Origin of the sequence: Staphylococcus caseorum, from assembly GCF_049943195.1 — a bacterium.
GTDB classification, from domain to species: Bacteria; Bacillota; Bacilli; order Staphylococcales; family Staphylococcaceae; genus Staphylococcus; species Staphylococcus equorum_A.
Map to the genome: position 1 here is coordinate 801,084 of NZ_JBNFUA010000001.1, position 22,174 is coordinate 823,257.

Consider the following 22,174-nt stretch of genomic DNA (forward strand, 5'->3'; position numbering starts at 1 on the left):
AAAAAATGAGTGTGAGACAAAAGTTTCACACTCATTTTTCATTTAATTTTTTGGTTTAACATGTGTTTTATCAACCGTCCGCGATATAATTTTTATGAATTTAAGCAATATTATTATATATTATAATCACACATGTTGAAGTATTGCGCATATATTAGTAGAATAAAAGTAATAATTCAGAAATGAAAGGTGACGTTATTATGGATTTAAATTTTGATTTATATATGACTGATGTTGTTAATCAAGCAAGAAATGAAATAGAACAGGCTGGATATGAGCAATTAACATCTCCAGAAGAAGTCGATAAAGTATTACAACAAGATGGGACGACACTTGTGATGGTTAACTCAGTATGTGGTTGTGCTGGCGGTATTGCTAGACCAGCAGCAACGCATGCTTTACATTACGATAAAACACCTGACCGCCTTGTAACTGTATTTGCTGGTCAAGATAAAGAAGCAACACAACAAGCAAGAGATTATTTTGAAGGTTATGCACCATCAAGTCCATCGTTTGCATTAATCAAAGATGGTAAAGTTGCCCAAATGGTAGAACGTCACCAAATTGAAGGTCATGACGTAATGGATGTCATTACTCAATTACAAAACACATTCGACACTTATTGTGACGAAAAATAGAGGGACTAACACATGACACGTTTGAATCCATACCGCATCGGATTTAGAACGATAAAGACTGCAATTGGAATGGCACTAGGTATTATTATTGCAAAATTAATTGGTTTAGATAATTTTGCATCTAGTGCCATTTTAGTGGTTCTTTGTATTAAACATACAAAAGTGCATTCACTACAAGCAATTGTATCTCGTTTTGTATCTTGTCTTATGATACTCGCACTTGGTTCTATTGTTTTTAATTTATTAGGACAAAACGCAATTGTTTTAGGTATCATTGTGCTACTTTTTATTCCTTTAACTGTTGTATTTAAAGTTCAAGAAGGTGTTGTTACAAGTTGTGTTATCTTACTTCATGTTTTCAATGCTAAAACGATTGATATGGATTTATTTTTCAATGAAATTATCTTATTAATTGTTGGACTCGGCATTGCATTCTTAATGAATGTTATTATGCCAAGCTTAGATAGTAATTTAAAACAGTATAAACAACAAATTGAAAATCAATTTACTGAAATTTTTCAAATGTTCAGTAAGGCTTGTACAAGTCCAAATCCAAGCTTAGATATATCCTTTGAGAAGTTAAAAGTTACGATTCGCAAAGCTAAATCAATCGCATTTAGAGATGTTAAGAATCACTATGTTAGAAATGAAAATTCTTATTATCATTATTTTGATATGCGGGAAGAACAGTTAGAACTGTTACGAAGAATGGCTCTAATCCTTCAAAATATTGAAACAAAAGATTGCTTATTATCCAAAATATCTAATTTATTTGCTGAAGTAGGAACAAACGTAAATAGTAATGATTATACTGCATTACGATTGCATTCGTTATATGAAATTCGAATAGAATTAAATGAATTAGAGTTGCCTACGTCACATGAAGCTTTTCGAACACGTGCAAACTTATTACAACTTTTAAATGAACTTGAATCATATTTATTACTAAAATCACAATTTGGATCATTAAGATTACATAATGATTCTAAAATCGCAACATCCTAAATAATAAAGCCATACAAAATTCTTTTGATTTAAGAATTTTGTATGGCTTTATTCATATTTCTACTGTACTTATTAACTATACATATATTAGTGATTCATCGCTTTTAATAATAAAATAACTTTTAATTAAAAATTGATACTTTCAAAAACCATTATAATTAATTCACTAATGGAACGACACTTGTCAATACCAATGCAAGTATAATAGCTACTAACATGACTATAATAATGACTCTTAGAACTTTGTTGTTACCCAAAGATGATTCCTCCAAATCTAGAATATGGAATTAAAACATAGATAAAATACACTGTATATATCAATATAATTCAATTACAACACATTCAATTTCAAACTACTTTATAAGTTTATTATATCATACGCACCCTCTAGAATTGAAACATATTAGTTTTGCTTATGTACACATTTCGTTACACTTAAACGTATGGCATATAAATAATGGAATGGGGATTTTTAAATGATAAATAAACAACGACTCCTAGATACTTTTTTGGAATTAGTGCAAATTGATTCTGAGAGTGGCAATGAGATTGAAATTCAACGGTTACTTAAATCTAAGTTTGAAAAATTGGGATTAAAGGTAGTTGAAGACAATGCTGGTCAACATGAAAATTTAGGAGCAAATAATTTAATTTGCACATTAGAGGCGACGACAAATGATGAAAATATAGATAATATCTATTTCACGAGTCATATGGATACAGTTGTGCCTGGTGTTAATGTAAAGCCGATAGTTAAAGATGATGGTTACATCTATTCAGATGGAACTACAATTTTAGGTGCTGATGATAAAGCTGGATTAGCTACTATTTTAGAATTAATTTACATATTAAATGAACAAGACATAGCACATGGTAAGATTCAATTTGTACTTACTGTTTCGGAAGAATCTGGTTTAGAAGGTGCGAAAGCATTAGATACATCTTTACTCGATGCCAAATATGGCTACGCTATCGATGCAAGTGTAGACGTTGGGACAACTGTTATTAATGCACCCACACAAATGAAAATTAATACTACAATTCATGGTAAAAAAGCTCACGCGAGTGTACCTAACAAAGGTGTAAGTGCGATTAATATTGCCGCTAAAGCTATAAGTGCGATGAAATTAGGTCAGATAGACGAATATACCACAGCAAATATAGGCCGTTTTGAAGGCGGGTCTGCAACTAACATTGTAGCTGACAAAGTAACACTTATGGCTGAAGCCCGATCACACTCAGATGAAAGTATAAATGCTCAAGTAACTCATATGAAATCTGTTTTTGAAGAAACAGCAGAAAAATATGGTTGCTCAGCTACAGTTGAAATTATTAATAGTTATCCCGGCTTTAAAATTGCACAAGATGCCACAGTTACTAACGTAGCTAAAGCCAGCGCAATTGCATTAGGGTTAACACCGAACACAGTTATGGCTGGCGGGGGTTCTGATGGTAATATAATTAACCAATTAGGCATACCTACTGTCATCTTAGGCGTGGGTTACGAACGCATCCATACAACTGAAGAACGTATGTCAATTGATGCTTTAAATCTTCTAGCAGAACAGCTTATAAAAATAGTTGAAATAATTACTCAAAAATCTGAAAACTGATTAAGTGAATATGAGTGATGCTTTGTGATACAATATATGAGAAAACTTTAATAAGAGAGGTTAGTTAAATGACACAACAAATTGGTGTAGTAGGTTTAGCCGTAATGGGTAAAAACCTTGCTTGGAATATTGAATCACGAGGATATAGCGTTTCAGTTTTTAACCGTTCATCTTCTAAAACAGATGAAATGGTAACAGAATCTGAAGGTAAAAATATACATCCGACGTACTCTATAGAGGAGTTTGTGAATTCTCTAGAAAAACCCCGTAAGATTTTATTAATGGTGAAGGCAGGACCAGCAACAGATGCAACAATCGATAGCTTATTACCATTACTAGATAATGATGATATTTTAATCGATGGTGGTAACACTAATTATCAAGATACAATCAGACGTAATAAAGCACTAGCTGAAAGTGGTGTTAACTTCATCGGAATGGGCGTTTCTGGTGGTGAAGTTGGCGCGCTTACTGGTCCTTCATTAATGCCTGGTGGACAACAAGAAGCATTTGATAAAGTTAAAGACATTGTAGAAGCAATCTCTGCTAAAGCTGAAGATGGCGCTGCATGTGTAGCTTATATTGGACCTAATGGTGCCGGTCACTACGTTAAAATGGTGCACAATGGTATTGAATATGCAGATATGCAGTTAATTGCTGAAAGTTACGCAATGATGAAAGACTTACTTGGTATGTCTCATGAAGAAATTTCACAAACATTCAAAGACTGGAACGCTGGCGAACTTTCAAGTTACTTGATTGAAATCACTGGTGACATCTTCACTAAATTAGATGATGATGGTAATGGTCCATTAGTTGAAAAAATCATGGATACAGCTGGCCAAAAAGGTACAGGTAAATGGACTTCTATTAACGCTTTAGAATTAGGTATTCCATTAACAATTATTACTGAATCAGTATTTGCACGCTTTATATCTTCAATCAAAGAAGAACGTGTGAATGCTTCTAAACAATTAAATGGACCAAGTACTAAATTTGAAGGTAACAAAGAAGAATTCCTTGAAAAAATCCGTAAAGCGCTGTATATGAGTAAGATTTGTTCATACGCACAAGGCTTTGCTCAAATGAGAAAAGCTAGTGACGACAATGAATGGAATTTAAAACTTGGAGAGCTTGCTATGATTTGGCGTGAAGGTTGTATTATCCGTGCGCAATTCTTACAAAAAATTAAAGAAGCATATGATAATGATACAGAATTACAAAATCTATTATTAGACCCATACTTCAAAGATATCGTAACAAACTATCAAGATGCATTACGTGATGTTGTAGCTACTGGTGTACAAAATGGTGTTCCAACGCCAGGTTTCTCTGCAAGTATTAACTATTATGATAGTTATCGTTCAGAAAACTTACCAGCTAACTTAATTCAAGCGCAACGTGATTATTTTGGTGCACACACTTACGAACGTAAAGATCGTGAAGGCGTATTCCATACACAATGGATTGAAGACTAATAATCATCTTTATATAACATTATAAAAGACGTGAAACTACTTCGCGTTTGAAACTACTAGCAAAGTCTACAGACTTTGCTAGTAGTTTTTTTATGTAAATTTTCAATAACAGATTTAGTATTACATTAAATTACCAAGTAATGGCATTTCAAAAAAAACTGACCCATGGTTACAAAAAAATATAAACTTTGTGCAATCGTTTGCACAAATCCTTTGACTTTCCCTTTATACTTAATTATCATTATAATTATAGTTTTGAAAACGCTTTAATTATATACATTAGCAAAGGATGACTCAACTTGGTAACTATAAAGGATGTTGCAAAAGCAGCAAATGTAGCACCATCGACAGTTTCACGTGTCATTAGCGGTAACAATCGTATAAGCGATACTACTAGAGTTAAAGTATTAGCGGTGATGGAAGCATTAGGTTACCAACCAAATCATGCAGCTCGAACATTAGTTACAAAAAAATCTAAAACAATAGGTGTTATTCAAAAAAGCGGGCGTAATGAAACAAGGCAAAATCCATTTATCATAGATGTCCTTTCAGGTATATATAAATCATGCAAAGCACATGGTTATGCAACAATATCTACCACAAATGAGCAATATGAAAATATAGAATTAGAAGTAAGTCACATGATTTCTTATCATGCAGTAGATGGCTTTATTTTATTATACTCAAAAGAAAACGATATGATAGAACAAATACTCGCTCAACATAATATGCCGTACGTCGTCGTTGGGAAGCCCTTATCTAATCAACAAGTCGTTCATATAGATAATAATAATGTTGAAGCAGCAGAGCAATTAACACGCTATCTCATAAGTCTTGGTCATAGTAAGTTTTTATTTTTAGCTGAACGAGGAAATTATGAAGTTGTTAAAGATCGAATCAAAGGATTTACTAATGTCCTTAAACAACATGCACAAGTAGGTCATATCGAATATTTTGATATGAACTACCAAAGCATAAAATCTTATTTTCATTATTTACTCACACATAACGAACTACCTTCAGTCATTATTACATCAGATACGATGCTCAATCATATTGTGCTTAGCGTATTGTATGAACTACAACTTCGCGTACCAACAGATTTACAAACAGCAACCTTCAATGATTCTTACTTAACTGAATTTGCAGCGCCACCACAAACTGCGGTCAATATTCATCCTGACTTATTAGGTGAAGCAGCAGGCGACGCTATCATTCAATTAATTAGTGGAGAGCATATTGTCGATTTTAATAAAGTTATTCCAACAGATATTATTAAAAGAGTCTCAACTCAACATTTAAAAAAGGAGCAATAATATGAATAAACAGTGGTGGAAAGAGGCAGTAGCATATCAAGTTTATCCTCGAAGCTTTAACGATTCAAATAACGATGGCATTGGAGATTTACAAGGGGTTATTGAAAAATTAGATTATATACAAGATTTAGGTATCGATATCATTTGGTTAAGCCCGATGTATAAATCACCAAATGATGATAATGGTTATGATATTAGTGATTATCAAGATATCATGGATGAATTTGGAACGATGGATGATTTCAATCAATTATTAGATGGTGTACACCAACGTGGTATGAAACTCATTTTAGATTTAGTAGTCAATCATACATCAGATGAACATCCATGGTTTATAGAATCTAAATCGAGTAAAGATAATCCAAAACGAGACTGGTATATCTGGAAAGATCCAAAAGCTGATGGATCTGAACCTAATAATTGGGAAAGTATATTTAATGGTTCTACATGGGAGTATGATAAAACAACAGGTCAATATTATTTCCATTTATTTAGTGAAAAACAACCTGATTTAAATTGGGAAAATAAAGACGTTAAAGCAGCTGTCTTTAACATGATGAACTGGTGGTTTGAAAAAGGGATTGATGGCTTCAGAGTGGATGCAATCACCCATATTAAGAAAACATTTGAAGCTGGAGATTTACCAGTTCCTGAAGGCAAAACATACGCGCCTGCATTTGATGTAGATATGAACCAACCAGGCATACATGATTGGTTACAAGAAATGAAGGATGAATCCTTAAGTCATTACGATATTATGACAGTAGGAGAAGCAAATGGTGTGAATCCTGATAATGCTGATGAATGGGTCGGTGAAGACAAAGGTAAGTTTAATATGATTTTCCAATTTGAGCACTTAGGTTTATGGAATACTGGCGATATTAAATTTGATGTTAAAGCATATAAAGATGTGTTAAATAGATGGCAAAAGAAACTTGAAGATGTAGGATGGAATGCATTGTTTATAGAAAATCATGATCAACCTAGACGTGTATCTACATGGGGTGATGATGAAAGATTTTGGTATGAGTCAGCTACAAGTCATGCGGTTGTATATTTCTTACAACAAGGCACACCATTCATATATCAAGGACAAGAAATCGGTATGACCAATTATCCATTTGAAAGTGTGGAAACATTTAATGATGTTGCTGTAGTGAACGAATATAATATCGTTAAGGCTCAGGGTGGTGATTTAACAGAACTGTTAAACAAACACAAAATGGAAAATAGAGATAACTCTCGTACACCAATGCAATGGACTAATGCTATAAACGGTGGATTTTCTGAACATGAGCCTTGGTTCCCAGTTAATCCTAATTACACTGAGATTAATGTATCATCACAGCTACAAGATTCTGATTCAATTTTAAATTTTTACAAATCTCTGATTCAAGTAAAAAAATCACATGATATTTTTACATATGGCACTTTTAATCTGATAGATGCTGAAAATGACCGTGTATTTGCTTATATTAGAGAATTAGAAGGAGAACGTGTACTTGTAGTAGGAAATTTAACTGATAAGTCTGCCTCGTTGGAATTCAATGAAACGATAAATGAAAATAATATTAAACTGCACAATTACAAAGATAACAAATTGAATTTAACTGCCTTACGTCCATTTGAAGCTTTTGTAATAGCTTTATAAAAAATTAATATATTTAAGTCTACAAAAAACCTCTAACGATATTTGAATTGTTTTGAATTCAAATTATGTCTGAGGTTTTTTATAGTTCGTTGTCATGATATTGTTCTTGATCTACAGGCATCCATAGCTGGACTTTAGTGACAGCATCATCAAAAGATAATTCTAAGGGATAAACTTCCACATACAGGCTGTTATGCTCATATGGCAGGGTCATTTGAAGGCTTGTTTCGATGTAATACCAAGCTTCGTTAATGACATAGTCTAAATCACCTTGTAAGTTAAATTTAGCATATTGTCTTTCAGGTAGGAAACGGCTTTCTAAGTGTGCAGGGTATCTTTCACTTGGTACACCCACAAATATTTCCATACCTTGATCTAATGGACAATTGACTACAAATAATTCATGTGGACTTACATCATTATAACGTTGAAGCTCTTTAATTTTTCCATCGACTAATAAATCTTCTAAAAAGTCAGGTACTTTATATGGATTTTCTAATTCATCTGCATCTAAAAATCGATTGTAACCTACTAATGACAGGCCCTGTGTATCTTCTAATCTGTAATTATAAGGTGCAGTTTCAGTTGTTGTCAGTTTTATATAAAGTCTTGGCTGCATTTTAAGTTCATCGCGTTTGGTATTCACTTGGATGGGTGACACCCCGTGAAAATCACTGAAATCATTTGCGAACGCGTTTGTATCACTATAATTGTATTTTTTAGCTACATCCATTAAACGACTTGAACCACTAATAATCTCTTTTGCTGCTAAAGTCATTCTACGTGACCTCGCATATTCACTTGGAGACTGACTAACAATCATTTTAAATGATTGATCAAGATGATAAGGTGAAAGACCAACGTAATCACTGAGTTCTTGCAAATGAAAAGGCTCTAGCAAATGATCTTCTATATAAACAATTGCCTGTTGTATTTGCTTGATAACGTCCAAAACTTTCACTCCTAATTTTCAAATGACTCATGCGCCATCATTGCTTTTAAATTTATTGTTGGAAAACGTTAGCATCGTTTACCTAATTAATTATATTCTACATCATTTTACTTATACTTACATCTCAAAAATATTAAATAGAGTAAAATGTAAATAAGTAAAGGTATAAACTTTATGTAATTTGCTCAATAGATTAAATCATAACACAAAAAAAGGTTAAGAAAAAAGCAACAACACAAGTGATTTTTTACACTTGTGTTGTTGCCTTATGTTATAGAAAGATAAACATATTAATGAATATCGTCCCACCAATGGAAACCATCTCTACTTAAGAGTAATTCACTTTCTAATGGACCATTTGATCCTGATTCATAGTTAGGGAATTCAGGTTCATTTTGGTCCCATTCTTCTTGTATTGCATCGACAAATTTCCAAGTAGATTTTAACTCTTCCCAATGGGTAAAGTTAGTAGCATCACCATTTAAACAATCAAATAATAAATTTTCATAAGCATCGACAGTATTCATTTTATCTTGTGCGCTCATCGCATAAGATAATTGAACAGGTTCTGTTTCAATACCTTGAACATTTTTCTTCGCATTTAAATGTAATGATACACCTTCATTAGGTTGGATGTTGATGACAAGTAAATTTGAATCTAATTTCTTATCTGTTTCATAATATAAATTCATAGGCACTTCTTTAAATTCAACAACGACTTGAATCGTTTTACTCTTCATTCGTTTACCTGTTCTAATATAAAATGGCACGCCAGCCCATCTAAAGTTATCGACAGTCAATTTACCTGAAACGAAAGTAGGGGTTGTTGAGTCTTCAGCAACACGGTCTTCATCTCTGTAACGTCTTACTTTTTGACCATCAATTGTACCTTCATCATATTGTCCGCGAACAAAGTTTTGACGAACTTCTTCTGATTCTAATTTACGCAATGATTTAAGTGCTTTAACTTTCTCAGCTCGTATATCTTCACTGTGTAAACTAATTGGTGCTTCCATTGCTAATAATGCAACCATTTGTAACATATGGTTTTGAACCATATCTTTTAAAGCACCACTTGATTCATAGTAACCACCTCTATCTTCAACACCTAATACTTCTGAAGATGTTACTTGAATGTTAGAAATGTATTTATTATTCCATAATGGTTCGAACATCGCATTAGCGAAACGAAGTACTTCTATATTTTGTACCATGTCTTTACCTAAGTAATGGTCAATACGATAAATTTCTTCTTCTTTAAATGAACGACGTAATTGTTCATTAAGTTGCTCTGCTGACTCTAAATCAGTACCGAATGGTTTTTCAATAACTAAACGTTTGAAACCAGTAGTCTCGGTTAATCCAGATGATTTCAAATAATCAGAAATCACACCGAAGAAATTAGGAGCCATAGCTAGGTAGAATAATCTATTACCCTGAAGTTGGAACTCAGTATCTAATTTATTACTCACTTCTAGTAGTGATTGATAACTTGCTTCATCACTGACATCATGTTTATGATAAAACACGTGTTCCATAAATTTATCAAGATGTTTTGTATCTTTAACATGTTCTTGAATTGATGATTTCACTTGACTACGGAAATCATCGTTTGTTAAGTCTCTTCTACCTATCCCAATGATTGCAACTTGTTCATTTAAGTTTTCTTGTTGATACAAATGGAATAATGATGGAAATAATTTTCTGTGACTAAGATCACCAGTTGCTCCAAAAATTGTTATTAAGCATGGAATATCTTTGTTTCTAGTATTCAAGATCAAAACCTCAATTCTTTTTATAAATCTCTATTTATTATAGACCAACATTCAGTATTATTCCTACAATTTTGCTTGGAAGTATTTAATTTTAATATATTTTTTATTCTTTTGTGTGATAAAATGTGAACAAGAAGAGGAGGCATATGCATGGAAATCACATTTTTTGGCACGAGTGCAGGTCTACCAACCAAAGAAAGAAACACCCAAGCAATTGCATTAAATTTAGAACCATACTCAAATAATGTTTGGTTATTTGATGTGGGTGAAGGGACTCAACATCAAATACTGCATCATTCAATCAAATTGGGTAAAGTTGATCATATTTTTATTACGCATATGCACGGGGATCATATATTTGGTTTGCCCGGACTATTAACGAGTCGTTCATTTCAGGGTGGAGAAGGTAAGCCACTCACAGTAGTTGGACCAAAGGGTATTCAACAATTTATAGAAACGGCCTTACAACTATCTGAATCCAGATTAAATTATCCAATCACATACATAGAAATTGAAGATCAATTAAACTATCATCATAATGGTTTTAATGTGAACGCACATCTATTAAACCATGGTATTACATCTTATGGCTACAGAATTGAAGCGCCCTATACCCCAGGGAAAATTGATGTTCAAGCTTTAAAGGATATTGGTTTGGAACCGGGACCTAAGTATCAAGATATTAAAATTAATGAAACTTTTGAACATAATGGATTAATTTATGATTCTAATCAATTTAAAGGCGATGCTGTTAAAGGTCCTGTTATCGCTATATTTGGCGACACGATGCCTTGTAAAAATGAGTTGTTAATTGCTCAAGATGCAACAGTAATGGTACATGAAAGTACTTATATAGAAGGGGATAAAATGTTAGCAAACAATTATCACCACAGTCATATTGACGATGTGTTTGAGTTAATTGATGAAGCTCAAGTTGAATATAGTTTAATTACACACATAAGTAATCGCTATACAAAAGAAGAAGTGGAAACGATTAGTGAATCATTAAAGTCTCGAGACACAACACCACCATTCATGTTTGTTAACGATTTTGATTCGTGGTCATTTTAGTTACAGCTAATTCAAAATAGTAATATAGATATCTAACGAAAGCGTAAGTTCTTAATCTAGGAACTTGCGCTTTCAAGCTATTAACAGTGCTTTTAATATAGATTGACAATATGTTACTTCATATTTTGTGCACGCTTTCCGCGAGTTTAGTTGTAATATAAAGTGATGAAATATTTCGAAATTAAAATAACACTAATTCAAATGCAACATGCAATGAATTAGTGTTATTATTTTATATTTATAAGTTAGTTAAAGTAGCATTTGTATCTTAAATTTAAATTAACTAATCGTCATCTCGACTTGATAATTCAATACTTCTATTAACCGCGGCACGTAAACAATCTTCAAATATGCCTTCTATATCATGTTCTGATAAAGCATTTAACCCTGCTTGGGTAGTGCCACCTTTAGAAGTTATATTTTTTCTCAATTGCTCCATACTCAATTCAGATCGTTCAATCATTTTACTTGTGCCTATAATTAAATTACGGATAGATTCTTCAACTTGAGATTTCTCTAAACCTAGTTGCGTGCCCGCTGTCACATATTGTTCGAATACGTGATATAAAAAGGCTGGACCGCTTCCTGTAATTGCAGTAACTTGATGCAAGTTATCTTCAGAAACTTCTATTGCTGAACCAAATGCATTGATCAAATCATCAACTTCTTCTTTAGATTTTGGTCCAAAATTATTAGAAAAACTGATACCTGTTACAGAATGACCTACATGCGCATTTGTATTTGGCATAATACGAGCAATTGGATTATCAGCACCAATTTTTTCGCGAATATAGCTTATTGGTAAACCAGCCATAATAGAAATGAATTTATTATTTTCTGTTACATTAGGTCTAATACGCTCAGATAATACATCAAAATCATAAGGTTTTGTACCTAAAAATACATAATCAGCATCTTTTAATAATGCTTCATCATCATAACTATAATTCACACCTAATTTTTCTGCATAATCTTTAAGTGCAACTTCGTTAGAACGATTTGTTAAATAAATATTGTTAGAATCAATCACTTTTGAATTAACGATACCTGTAAAAATGGCATGAGCCATGTTACCAGCACCATAAAATACTAGTTTCATGTGAATATTTCACTTCCTCTTAGTTTTTATGTTTCTATACTAACATAGATTTATAATATAACTAATATTTATATTATATAGATGACATATCATAGCCATTTCAATTATACTAACTGTACATTGACAAAGGGTAGGGATAATTATGATTGGCAAACATTATATTTTAACTGGAGGAACGAGTGGTTTAGGTAAAGCAATATTAAAGATACTATTAAAGAAAAGGGTGTTTGTGACAGTAATCGTACGTAATCCACAAAAATTAGATGATATTATTGCGCAGTATGGTACAGAGCATTTATCTATCATACAATGCGACTTACAATCACAAGCTCAAATTCTAAAGCTTAAGCATCATTTTCAAGACCAATCAATCGATGGTTTAATTTATTCATCTGGGTTAGGTTATTTTAAAGCAATAGAGCAACATAGTATTGATGAAATGTTAGAAACTTATACTTTAAATATAGTGAACTTCAATATACTTTTGACTACTATTCAACCATTTTTAAGTACTAATCCATCTATCGTTGGTATTGGTAGCCAGTCTGCTTTTTTAACACAAGCTTATGCTGCACATTACGGGGCAAGCAAAGCTGCTTTTAACCAAGTCTTGAATGCACTTCGCATTGAAAGACCTAACTATCATGTCCTAACTGTAAATACTGGCCCCATCGCTACACCATTTCATGAAAAAGCAGATCCATCGTTAGCATTTGCACAAAAATATAAAAGTATTATGTTAGATTCAGATAAATTAGCACAGCAAGTCGTAAAAGGGATACTTATGAACAAAACAGAAATCAATGAACCTAAATGGATGCATTTTATATTAAAGATTTATCAACTTGCACCACGTTTTATTGAAAAACATTTCACGATATTTTTTAAAAATAAAGCTTAATTGCTACTATTCTGTTTATGTATTATTGAACTTAAATGGCAATATAAAAAGAGTTAGTTGAACTTAAAAGATAATAGATGAGGAACATGACATCTACTTTCACAAGTATCAAACTAACTCTTTTTTAGTGTTGTGATTTATTATTTTAAATGCTGTGTATATTCCAGATTCTTAACACGATTACGTGCAACTTTTAGTTTTTCTAAACTAATTTCTTTTGATAATTCGTAATTCTTCACATTTTCATCTAATTGGTCAACGCTGCTTGCCCCCATAATAATAGAACCTAGAGCATCATGTGACGTAAGATAGTTAAATGTTAAACCAGTTAAATTATTTTCAACCTCTTTAATAGAGGCTATCGTTTCTCCTAATTCTTGGTAAGTATAATCAAATATACCTTCTGCAAATTTAGAATCTAACGCTTGATTACTATTGGTAGTTAACAATCCTTTAAAAACAGGGCCACGTGCAAGTACTTTAACCTTCTTAGCATGCACATCATCTAATAATACTTCTGGTCTATTATCAATTAAGTTAAATTGAGACATTAAAGTTTCGATGTCGCTGTGTTTTAAATAATAATCAATGACATTAGGTCGAATTGAAGATATGCCATACGCGCGCACAACACCTTCTTTTTTCAATTCATCAAATGCACTAATTGTTTCATCTAGTGGATCATCAATCGTACCACCATGTAATTGATATAAATCTAAGTGATCTAATCCTAGTCTTTGTAAAGAGTCCTTCACAGCAGCTTTGATATATTTTTTAGAAGGATCCCAAAATGTAGTACCATCATCAGCTAAATGATTACCTACTTTTGTGCCAATCACAATATCATCTCGATTTTGATATTTTTTCAAGGCTTTACCTACAATATCTTCGTTTACACCTTTATCATAAATATCAGCCGTATCAAAATATGTGATGCCTTGTTCAATTGCACGTTCTATAATTGGTTCTGCTTGTTCATAGTCAGTGCCTAAACTCATACAGCCTAAACCTAATTCTGAGATTTCAATACCACTTTTTAAAATATTTTTTTGCATGTCGTTTCTCCTTTCGATACACTTGATGATAGGGCATAGACGTAACAAAATAAGTCGTTATGAATTACTTTTATGCATTGCGCAAAAATTTTGATATAAATGAAATCGAAATACTTAGATTTCTACAAATATCGCTTTTATCGCTTTTGCTATTCCCTGAAATACTAACGTGTTAATCTTAACAATAACTTAATTCAAATAAAAGGAACGTGATTATAATGAATCTATTCGAGAAAACATTACATAAAGAGTCCATCTACAAAGGTGCAATTATTGATTTAGAAGTCCATGATATAGAACTACCCGATGGACAAACGTCAAAACGTGAATTAGTCTATCATAACGGGGCAGTTGCAGTATGTGCAATCAATCCAGATAACCAAGTTATTCTCGTCAGACAGTATCGTAAACCCGCTGAAAAAACATTATTAGAAATACCAGCTGGAAAATTAGAATTAAATGAAGAAAGAGAATCAGCTGCCAAAAGAGAATTAGAAGAAGAAACGGGCTATATTGCTGAAAATTTAGAATTGATTACTGAAATGTACGGATCTCCTGGCTTCTCTAATGAAAAGATTTCAATTTATCTTGCCAAAGACCTTAAAATAGGTGAAATGAATTTAGATGATGACGAATTTATTGAAATCGAAACATATAATATTGATGAAATAACATCCATGCTCCAAAACCAAGAAATCGAGGATGCTAAAACAATTATTGCTTTACAATATCTATTACTTAATTATAATCATTCCAAATAACTTGCCTACAGACTTGCGTATTTTATCAATTATTGGTATTTTATATATATAAATCATTATGTAAATTGAAATGATTATAATTATTAGTAGGGGAGTGAGGCTTCCGTGGAAGAACGATTAAATCGCGTGAAGCAACAATTACAACAATCATCTTATAAATTAACTCCGCAGCGCGAAGCAACGTTAAGAGTTTTAATTGAAAATGAGAAAGATCATTTAAGCGCTGAAGACGTTTATTTAAAAGTTAAAGATAAAGCACCTGAAATAGGACTTGCGACTGTCTATCGTACGTTAGAATTATTAGCAGAATTAAAAGTTGTGGATAAAATTAATTTTGGTGATGGTGTTGCCCGTTTTGATTTACGTAAAGAAGGCGCGAAGCATTTCCACCATCACCTTGTTTGTATGGAATGCGGTAAAGTAGAAGAAATCGAAGAAGATTTATTGCCTCAAGTGGAAGAAAAAGTAGAGCAAGATTTTAACTTTAGAATTTCAGACCATCGCTTAACATTCCATGGTGTATGCTCAGATTGCCAAGCTCAAGGTAAGTAAGCTCAACATCATACACTATTTTATAAATAGAGGTGGTACCATTGGATACGATAATTGAAGAGTATTTGAGATTTATCCAACTAGAAAAAGGGTTGAGTTCGAATACAATTGGCGCATATAGAAGAGACTTAAAAAAATATGCCACTTTTTTAGAAGAACAAAAAATAGGGCATATAGATTTTGTAGATAGACAATTAATCAATCAATGCCTCGGCTATTTACACGACGAGGGTGCTTCCGCAAAATCATTGGCGCGTTTCATATCTACAGTACGCAGTTTTCATCAGTTCGCATTACGAGAAAAATATGCTGCAAAAGATCCAACTGTATTAATCGAAACACCGAAATATGATAGGAAATTACCTGATGTCTTAGAAGTAGATGAAGTACTTGCTTTGCTTGAGACTCCGAACTTATCAAAAATTAACGGCTATAGAGATCGTACAATGTTAGAATTGTTATATGCTACAGGCATGCGCGTTTCTGAACTTATACACATTGAACTTGAGGATATCAATTTAATCATGGGCTTCGTCAAAGTATTTGGTAAAGGAAACAAAGAACGCATTATCCCATTAGGTGATGCAGTAATAGAATATTTAAATACATATTTAGATACAACACGCCCTCAATTATTGAAGCGTACTGTGACAAATGTATTGTTTTTAAATATGCATGGTAAACCTTTATCAAGACAAGCTATTTGGAAAATGATTAAACAAAATGGTGTAAAAGCGAATATCAATAAGACGTTGACACCACATACATTGAGACATTCATTTGCTACACATTTACTTGAAAATGGTGCTGATTTACGTGCTGTACAAGAAATGTTAGGACATTCTGATATTTCGACAACACAACTTTACACACATGTCTCAAAATCACAAATTCGCAAAATGTATAATGAATTTCATCCACGTGCATAAACACAAACCAGTTTATTCGTTGAATAGCTAGCTTGTGTTTTTTTGTTTGCGTCGCCATTTTAATATGACTTGTTTTTTCATTTAACTTAAGTTTATTCTTTTTTTGCACGGCGTATATCAAGTGCTTGTTGTCGCGCTTTGTCAACTTCTGAACGATCTCTTTCTAAATGATGATTTACAATATAACTATCTTCTATCATATGTGGTGTTCTAACAAAATTAGGGTATTTTTTAAAAATATCCTGTTCCATTTCTTTTGTTATTGGTAATTGAATTGGCACAAATTGCTTAGCATTAGCCACAGACTGAATTAATTCTATAATGATTTTTTTATATTCATCTGTATAGATGCCTAAATCAATGGATTGTTCACTTTGTTCTATAACACTTAATGCTTTTTTAAATGATCGTAACGCACCAACATTGTTATGTCTGCGATAATGATAGCAACCTGTTGCTAACAAAATCAAACTTACAATCGCATCATCTTTACTAAATTGCGGATTTTCTTTCCAAGCTTCTTCTAAAATGTCATGACACAAAAAGTAATGTTGTTCCGTATGAAATTGATAATAAAAATCTTGCAATGCATTTTCCATAATTAAAACCGCTCCAAATTTAAATGTTTTCATTAAACATGCTATAATATTTTAGTGAAATACGCACATAACTTGCTATATGAGGTAGATACTATGTATGAAGTAAAACTAGATGCTTTTAATGGTCCTTTAGATTTATTATTGCATCTCATTCAAAAAATTGAAATTGATATTTATGATATTCCCATGAAATCATTAACAGAACAATATATGCAATATATACATGCAATGAATCAATTAGAGATTAATGTTGCTAGTGAATATTTAGTTATGGCTTCTGAACTGCTTATGATTAAAAGTAAAATGCTGTTACCACAATCAGAAGAAGTCGACGAATTAGAAGAGGATCCACGTGAAGATTTAGTAGGACGATTAATTGAATATCAAAATTATAAAGAATATACTGAGATATTAAATGAAAAGAAATCTGAACGTGCTTTTTACTTTTCAAAGCATCCAACTGATTTAACACACCTAGAATCTAATGAAACATGGGATTCAAGTAATACAATTGATTTAACAGAATTAATCATCGCTTATCAAAAAGTTAAAAATCGCGTTGAATTCAACACGCCAAAAACTGTAGATATACGTAAAGAAACATTTACGATTCAACAAGCAACTTCTCAAGTTAATGCGCGTTTACAACAACATGATTCGTTTAATTTTTTTAGTTTGTTTAATTTTACAGAACCTGTTGAAATGGTAGTTACACATTTTCTAGCAATACTTGAAATGTCTAAATCGGGCATTGTAAATATAGAACAACTCAAAAATTTCGACGATATTAACATTATAAGAGGGGTAAACTATGGCATTGAACGATAAGGGTATACTAGAAGCATTACTTTATACAGCAGGTGACGAGGGTTTAGATGAAAAACAATTACTCGAAATTTTAGACATTGACCAAACACAATTGTCGCTACTCGTTTCTGAATACATATCAGATGGCTTAGAAATTCAACATTTTGGTCAAACTTATGTACTTACAACAAAAAAAGATGCAGCAAATTATATTGAAAAATTAATAGAACAAAAATCAAAAATGAAGTTATCGCAAGCAGCAATGGAATCATTGTCTATTATTGCCTACAATCAACCTTTATCACGAAGCGATATTGAGATGATTAGAGGTATAAATTCTGACGGCGCTGTTAAAACTTTAATCGCTCGTGGGCTAATAGAAGCGAAAGACGAAGCGGATTCCAGAAGTCAACAACTCTATACCACAGAACTATTTTTAAACGTATTTGGCATTGAACATTTAGATGATTTACCAACAACTGATGAGGAAGATGAAGAAATAGAAGCTTTTTTCAGTAACTTAGTAAATCAAAAAGGAGAAAATAATGAATAAAGAGACAGAAAGATTACAAAAACGTATTGCAAACAGTGGTCACACGTCACGTAGAAAAGCAGAAACATTAATCACAGAGGGCAAAGTCTTAGTTAATGGCTCAGTAGTAACAGAGCTAGGTACGAAAGTTAAACCTTCGGATACAATTGAAGTTGAGGGCATTAAATTAGAACAACAAGATAAACTATATATTTTATTTTATAAACCAGCACAAGTTATCACTAGCGTATCGGACGATAGAGGTAGAAAAGTGGTTACAGATTACTTTAAACAAATTAAAACAAGAATTTATCCAGTGGGTCGTTTAGATTATGATACTTCAGGTTTACTTTTATTAACTAACGACGGCGAATTCACTAATTTAATGACACATCCGAGTTATAAAATTAAGAAAAAATATGTTGTTAAATTAAAAGGCTATTTAATGCGTGAAGAAGTTAAAGCTTTAGAACATGGTGTTGAACTAGAAGATGGCCATACACAACCAGCTACTGTAAAAGTAAAGAACCAAGATAAAGATAAAAATTCAACACTTGTTGAAATTACAATTACAGAAGGACGCAATAGACAAGTCCGTCGCATGTTTGAACATTTTGGTCACGAAGTTACAAAATTACAACGCATTGAAGTTGGTCCACTTAACCTAAAAGGGCTTAATGCAGGTGAAGGTAGAGTCTTAACACCTCATGAAGTAAAAGTGATGCGTCAACTTGCAGAACATGGTAACTAATTGTTATTACGTTTAATTTAATTTAAATCATGAGAAAAGTTTCACAATCTTTTTCTTCGTAATCACTTTTCCTATTAAACGTATGATATAATGTGATTAAATTGAAAGTTAGCAGTGTGGGAGGTACATATGTATGTCAAATGAAATACTTATCGTAGATGATGAAGATCGAATCAGAAGATTATTAAAATTATACCTTGAAAGAGAATCTTTTGAGATACATGAAGCAAGTGATGGTAATGAAGCGTATAAAATGGCGATGGAACATGATTATTCATGTATTTTATTAGACCTTATGCTTCCAGAAATGGATGGTATCACTGTTGCTTCACGTCTCAGAGAACACAAAGAAACACCAATTATTATGTTGACTGCTAAAGGTGAAGAAACAAATAGGGTAGAAGGATTCGAATCTGGTGCAGATGATTATATCGTGAAACCATTTTCTCCTCGTGAAGTGGTATTGCGCGTCAAAGCGTTGTTAAGACGTACACAAGTAGCGCATACAGAACAAAGTGAACCTCATGCGCGTGATTTAATTGAATTTGACCACCTTGTCATTGACAACGATGCACACAGAGTATTAGCAGATAATAACCAAGTTAATTTAACACCAAAAGAATATGAGTTGTTAATATTTCTAGCTAAAACACCTAACAAAGTCTTTGATCGAGAACAGCTTCTAAAAGAAGTATGGCATTATGAATTCTACGGCGACTTGCGTACTGTAGATACTCACGTTAAACGTTTAAGAGAAAAATTAAATCGAGTATCTGACGCAGCAGCTCAAATGATTCAAACTGTTTGGGGTGTTGGTTATAAATTCGAGGTTAAGTCCAATGATGAATCGGCTAAATAATGTAGTAATAAAACTGTGGTTAACTATTATTTTAATAGTAACGACAGTTTTAATTTTACTAAGTGCTGCACTCATAACATTTATTCAGTCCTATTTTACGCAAGAAACCGAAGATTCATTACTCAAAGATGCACAGCGTATCAGTCAATTGGTGGAAAGTGCAGATGATAAAACTACAGCTATTGAATACAGTCGTAAATTGATAGAAAACCCAGATGGACTTATTATTATGAATGATAAGCATATGGTGAGCCAACATAAAGATAAAATTAAAGACAAGATGTTTAAAGAAATTAAAAACAATAAAGATTATAACCAAGTGTTTGATAAAGGAAAACAAATTTCAGAACACGTTACTGTCAAAATCAATGGGCAACAGCGGACTTATGTGTTAATTGGTTATCCTGCTAAAAACTTGACTGAGCAAGATAATAATCGAAATAATAACTACAGTGGCGTATTTATCTATCAAGATTTAAAAACGATTGAAGAAACCAATAACGTAATTACAGTTATTATTTTAATTATCGCTATTATCTTCTTAGCTATTACAACCGTTTTTGCCTTTTTCTTATCATCTCGTATAACAAAACCGTTACGAAATTTACGGACACAGGCCTTGAAAGTTTCTAAAGGAGATTATGCTCAAGTCGTACCTGTCAATACGCGCGATGAAATTGGTGAATTATCTCGTACGTTTAATACGATGAGTTCTGAAATTCAACAACATATAGATGCCTTGTCATCTTCAAAAAATATTCGTGATAGTTTAATCAATTCTATGATTGAAGGTGTATTGGGATACAATGATAAAAAAGAAATTATAATTTCTAATAAAATGGCTCAAAACACACTTCAAATACTTGGTGATCATGAACTCAAAAAGCTTGATAAACAAAATGAACGTACTTTCAAAAACAAGCAAACACAATTTGAAGAATATGAAATAAATACGCGTTATTTAGTAATAATAACGAGTTATATTGATCAAATTCAACCAGATGGTCGTAGTGGTATCGTAGCTATTATTCGTGATATGACAAACGAACATAACATAGACCAAATGAAAAAAGATTTTATTGCTAATGTTTCACATGAATTACGTACGCCTATTTCATTACTACAAGGCTATACTGAGTCTATAGTGGACGGCATCGTCACAGAGCCCGATGAAATACATGAATCACTATCTATTGTACTAGATGAAACTAAACGCTTAAATCGACTTGTAAATGAGCTTCTCAGTGTTGCACGTATGGATGCTGAGGGGCTAACGGTAGAAAAATCTGTTCAGCCTATTGATACATTGCTAAATAAAATGCAACAAAAATATCAAAGTCATGCAGAGAGTTTAGGTTTAAGCATCAATTTAAATCCAAATACGCACGAACAGCTGTGGTATTATGATTTAGATCGAATTGAACAAGTCTTAACTAATTTGATAGACAATGCAACAAGGTATACCGAAGCAGGAGATGCCATCACTATCAGTTATGGGGAAACAGAGACAGAAAATATATTATATATTACAGACACGGGCTCTGGTATTGCGCCAGAGCATCTACAACAAGTATTTGAACGTTTTTATAAAGTTGATTCCTCGCGTAAACGTGGTAAACAAGGTACAGGTCTAGGTTTATTTATATGTCGAATGATTATAGATGAACATGGTGGCAGTATTGACGTTAAAAGTAAACTAGGTAAAGGAACAACATTTATTGTCAAATTACCAAAGTTAACTAATAATGAGATGTTATAGAAAATAGTTGAGTGGTTACTGCTTCAATTAAACTAATCAAACATTAATATAAAGACCGGCGAAATCATTAT

At 32.5% G+C, this 22,174-nt stretch carries 22 protein-coding genes; 16 read left to right on the plus strand and 6 right to left on the minus strand.

The features are described from left to right. Nucleotides 1-200: 200 nt before the first annotated feature. The gene (gene brxB, locus ACP3TL_RS04195) at nucleotides 201-638 is read left to right on the plus strand and encodes a bacilliredoxin BrxB (RefSeq protein ID WP_046465399.1); all 438 of its coding nucleotides are present in this window, start codon (nucleotides 201-203) and stop codon (nucleotides 636-638) included. 12 nt (nucleotides 639-650) lie between these two features. After that, nucleotides 651-1,643: an aromatic acid exporter family protein gene (locus ACP3TL_RS04200; protein ID WP_046465398.1), complete on the plus strand. Its 993-nt coding sequence runs from the start codon at nucleotides 651-653 to the stop codon at nucleotides 1,641-1,643. Between the two features lie 158 nt (nucleotides 1,644-1,801). Here the strand turns inward: ACP3TL_RS04200 and prli42 are convergent, their stop codons facing one another. Further along, complete coding sequence (gene prli42 / locus ACP3TL_RS04205; RefSeq protein ID WP_155398016.1) at nucleotides 1,802-1,900, minus strand: stressosome-associated protein Prli42; 99 nt, start codon at nucleotides 1,898-1,900, stop codon at nucleotides 1,802-1,804. Between the two features lie 219 nt (nucleotides 1,901-2,119). Between prli42 and ACP3TL_RS04210 the strand changes: the two genes are divergently transcribed. From ACP3TL_RS04210 to ACP3TL_RS04225, 4 genes are all read left to right on the plus strand, one after another. Beyond that, on the plus strand, nucleotides 2,120-3,256 hold the full coding sequence (locus tag ACP3TL_RS04210) for a M20/M25/M40 family metallo-hydrolase (protein ID WP_046465397.1): 1,137 nt from the start codon (nucleotides 2,120-2,122) through the stop codon (nucleotides 3,254-3,256). A 68-nt stretch (nucleotides 3,257-3,324) separates the two neighbouring features. Then, nucleotides 3,325-4,734 carry an NADP-dependent phosphogluconate dehydrogenase gene (gndA, locus tag ACP3TL_RS04215; RefSeq protein ID WP_021339229.1) on the plus strand — a complete coding sequence of 470 codons (1,410 nt, stop codon included), beginning with the start codon at nucleotides 3,325-3,327 and terminating at the stop codon, nucleotides 4,732-4,734. 299 nt (nucleotides 4,735-5,033) lie between these two features. Further along, on the plus strand, nucleotides 5,034-6,050 hold the full coding sequence (locus tag ACP3TL_RS04220) for a LacI family DNA-binding transcriptional regulator (RefSeq protein WP_046465396.1): 1,017 nt from the start codon (nucleotides 5,034-5,036) through the stop codon (nucleotides 6,048-6,050). A gap of 1 nt (nucleotide 6,051) precedes the next feature. Beyond that, the gene (locus ACP3TL_RS04225) at nucleotides 6,052-7,701 is read left to right on the plus strand and encodes a glycoside hydrolase family 13 protein (RefSeq protein ID WP_046465395.1); all 1,650 of its coding nucleotides are present in this window, start codon (nucleotides 6,052-6,054) and stop codon (nucleotides 7,699-7,701) included. A 79-nt stretch (nucleotides 7,702-7,780) separates the two neighbouring features. Here ACP3TL_RS04225 and ACP3TL_RS04230 read toward each other — a convergent pair whose 3' ends face one another. Then, nucleotides 7,781-8,653 carry an AraC family transcriptional regulator gene (locus ACP3TL_RS04230; protein ID WP_277575840.1) on the minus strand — a complete coding sequence of 291 codons (873 nt, stop codon included), beginning with the start codon at nucleotides 8,651-8,653 and terminating at the stop codon, nucleotides 7,781-7,783. A gap of 290 nt (nucleotides 8,654-8,943) precedes the next feature. Further along, entirely contained in the window at nucleotides 8,944-10,428 is a 1,485-nt protein-coding gene (gene zwf, locus ACP3TL_RS04235) for a glucose-6-phosphate dehydrogenase (RefSeq protein ID WP_046465393.1), read from the minus strand. Nucleotides 10,429-10,578: 150 nt separating this feature from the next. On the opposite strand from zwf, the gene rnz reads away from it, so the two are divergent. Next, nucleotides 10,579-11,499: a ribonuclease Z gene (rnz, locus tag ACP3TL_RS04240; protein WP_046465392.1), complete on the plus strand. Its 921-nt coding sequence runs from the start codon at nucleotides 10,579-10,581 to the stop codon at nucleotides 11,497-11,499. Nucleotides 11,500-11,782: 283 nt separating this feature from the next. Here the strand turns inward: rnz and proC are convergent, their stop codons facing one another. Beyond that, a complete protein-coding gene (gene proC, locus ACP3TL_RS04245; RefSeq protein ID WP_046465391.1) occupies nucleotides 11,783-12,598 on the minus strand; it encodes a pyrroline-5-carboxylate reductase in 816 nt (271 codons plus the stop codon). 142 nt (nucleotides 12,599-12,740) lie between these two features. Between proC and ACP3TL_RS04250 the strand changes: the two genes are divergently transcribed. Beyond that, on the plus strand, nucleotides 12,741-13,499 hold the full coding sequence (locus ACP3TL_RS04250; protein WP_046465390.1) for an SDR family NAD(P)-dependent oxidoreductase: 759 nt from the start codon (nucleotides 12,741-12,743) through the stop codon (nucleotides 13,497-13,499). 140 nt (nucleotides 13,500-13,639) lie between these two features. On the opposite strand, the gene ACP3TL_RS04255 is transcribed toward ACP3TL_RS04250, so the two are convergent. Then, a complete protein-coding gene (locus ACP3TL_RS04255) occupies nucleotides 13,640-14,554 on the minus strand; it encodes an aldo/keto reductase (protein ID WP_046465389.1) in 915 nt (304 codons plus the stop codon). Between the two features lie 218 nt (nucleotides 14,555-14,772). On the opposite strand from ACP3TL_RS04255, the gene ACP3TL_RS04260 reads away from it, so the two are divergent. The 3 genes from ACP3TL_RS04260 to xerD all read left to right on the plus strand — a co-directional run bounded on the left by ACP3TL_RS04260 (nucleotide 14,773) and on the right by xerD (nucleotide 16,796). Then, the gene (locus tag ACP3TL_RS04260; protein ID WP_046465388.1) at nucleotides 14,773-15,315 is read left to right on the plus strand and encodes an NUDIX hydrolase; all 543 of its coding nucleotides are present in this window, start codon (nucleotides 14,773-14,775) and stop codon (nucleotides 15,313-15,315) included. Nucleotides 15,316-15,420: 105 nt separating this feature from the next. Further along, nucleotides 15,421-15,867, plus strand: a complete 447-nt coding sequence (gene fur / locus ACP3TL_RS04265) for a ferric iron uptake transcriptional regulator (RefSeq protein ID WP_046465387.1) — start codon at nucleotides 15,421-15,423, stop codon at nucleotides 15,865-15,867. A gap of 41 nt (nucleotides 15,868-15,908) precedes the next feature. Beyond that, complete coding sequence (gene xerD / locus ACP3TL_RS04270) at nucleotides 15,909-16,796, plus strand: site-specific tyrosine recombinase XerD (protein ID WP_046465386.1); 888 nt, start codon at nucleotides 15,909-15,911, stop codon at nucleotides 16,794-16,796. 92 nt (nucleotides 16,797-16,888) lie between these two features. Here the strand turns inward: xerD and ACP3TL_RS04275 are convergent, their stop codons facing one another. Then, on the minus strand, nucleotides 16,889-17,395 hold the full coding sequence (locus ACP3TL_RS04275) for a DUF309 domain-containing protein (protein WP_285336720.1): 507 nt from the start codon (nucleotides 17,393-17,395) through the stop codon (nucleotides 16,889-16,891). 93 nt (nucleotides 17,396-17,488) lie between these two features. On the opposite strand from ACP3TL_RS04275, the gene ACP3TL_RS04280 reads away from it, so the two are divergent. The 5 genes from ACP3TL_RS04280 to ACP3TL_RS04300 all read left to right on the plus strand — a co-directional run bounded on the left by ACP3TL_RS04280 (nucleotide 17,489) and on the right by ACP3TL_RS04300 (nucleotide 22,103). Continuing rightward, nucleotides 17,489-18,223: a segregation and condensation protein A gene (locus tag ACP3TL_RS04280; RefSeq protein ID WP_046465384.1), complete on the plus strand. Its 735-nt coding sequence runs from the start codon at nucleotides 17,489-17,491 to the stop codon at nucleotides 18,221-18,223. Beyond that, nucleotides 18,213-18,755 carry an SMC-Scp complex subunit ScpB gene (gene scpB, locus ACP3TL_RS04285; protein ID WP_046465638.1) on the plus strand — a complete coding sequence of 181 codons (543 nt, stop codon included), beginning with the start codon at nucleotides 18,213-18,215 and terminating at the stop codon, nucleotides 18,753-18,755. The genes ACP3TL_RS04280 and scpB overlap by 11 nt, the downstream gene beginning before the upstream one ends. Beyond that, complete coding sequence (locus ACP3TL_RS04290; protein ID WP_046465383.1) at nucleotides 18,748-19,485, plus strand: pseudouridine synthase; 738 nt, start codon at nucleotides 18,748-18,750, stop codon at nucleotides 19,483-19,485. The genes scpB and ACP3TL_RS04290 overlap by 8 nt, the downstream gene beginning before the upstream one ends. 133 nt (nucleotides 19,486-19,618) lie before the next feature. Further along, nucleotides 19,619-20,344 (plus strand): response regulator transcription factor, encoded by a 726-nt coding sequence (locus ACP3TL_RS04295; protein ID WP_002507553.1) that lies wholly within the window; start codon nucleotides 19,619-19,621, stop codon nucleotides 20,342-20,344. Next, nucleotides 20,328-22,103 carry an ATP-binding protein gene (locus ACP3TL_RS04300; protein ID WP_046465637.1) on the plus strand — a complete coding sequence of 592 codons (1,776 nt, stop codon included), beginning with the start codon at nucleotides 20,328-20,330 and terminating at the stop codon, nucleotides 22,101-22,103. Before ACP3TL_RS04295 ends, ACP3TL_RS04300 begins: the two co-directional genes overlap by 17 nt. Nucleotides 22,104-22,174 lie beyond the last annotated feature (71 nt).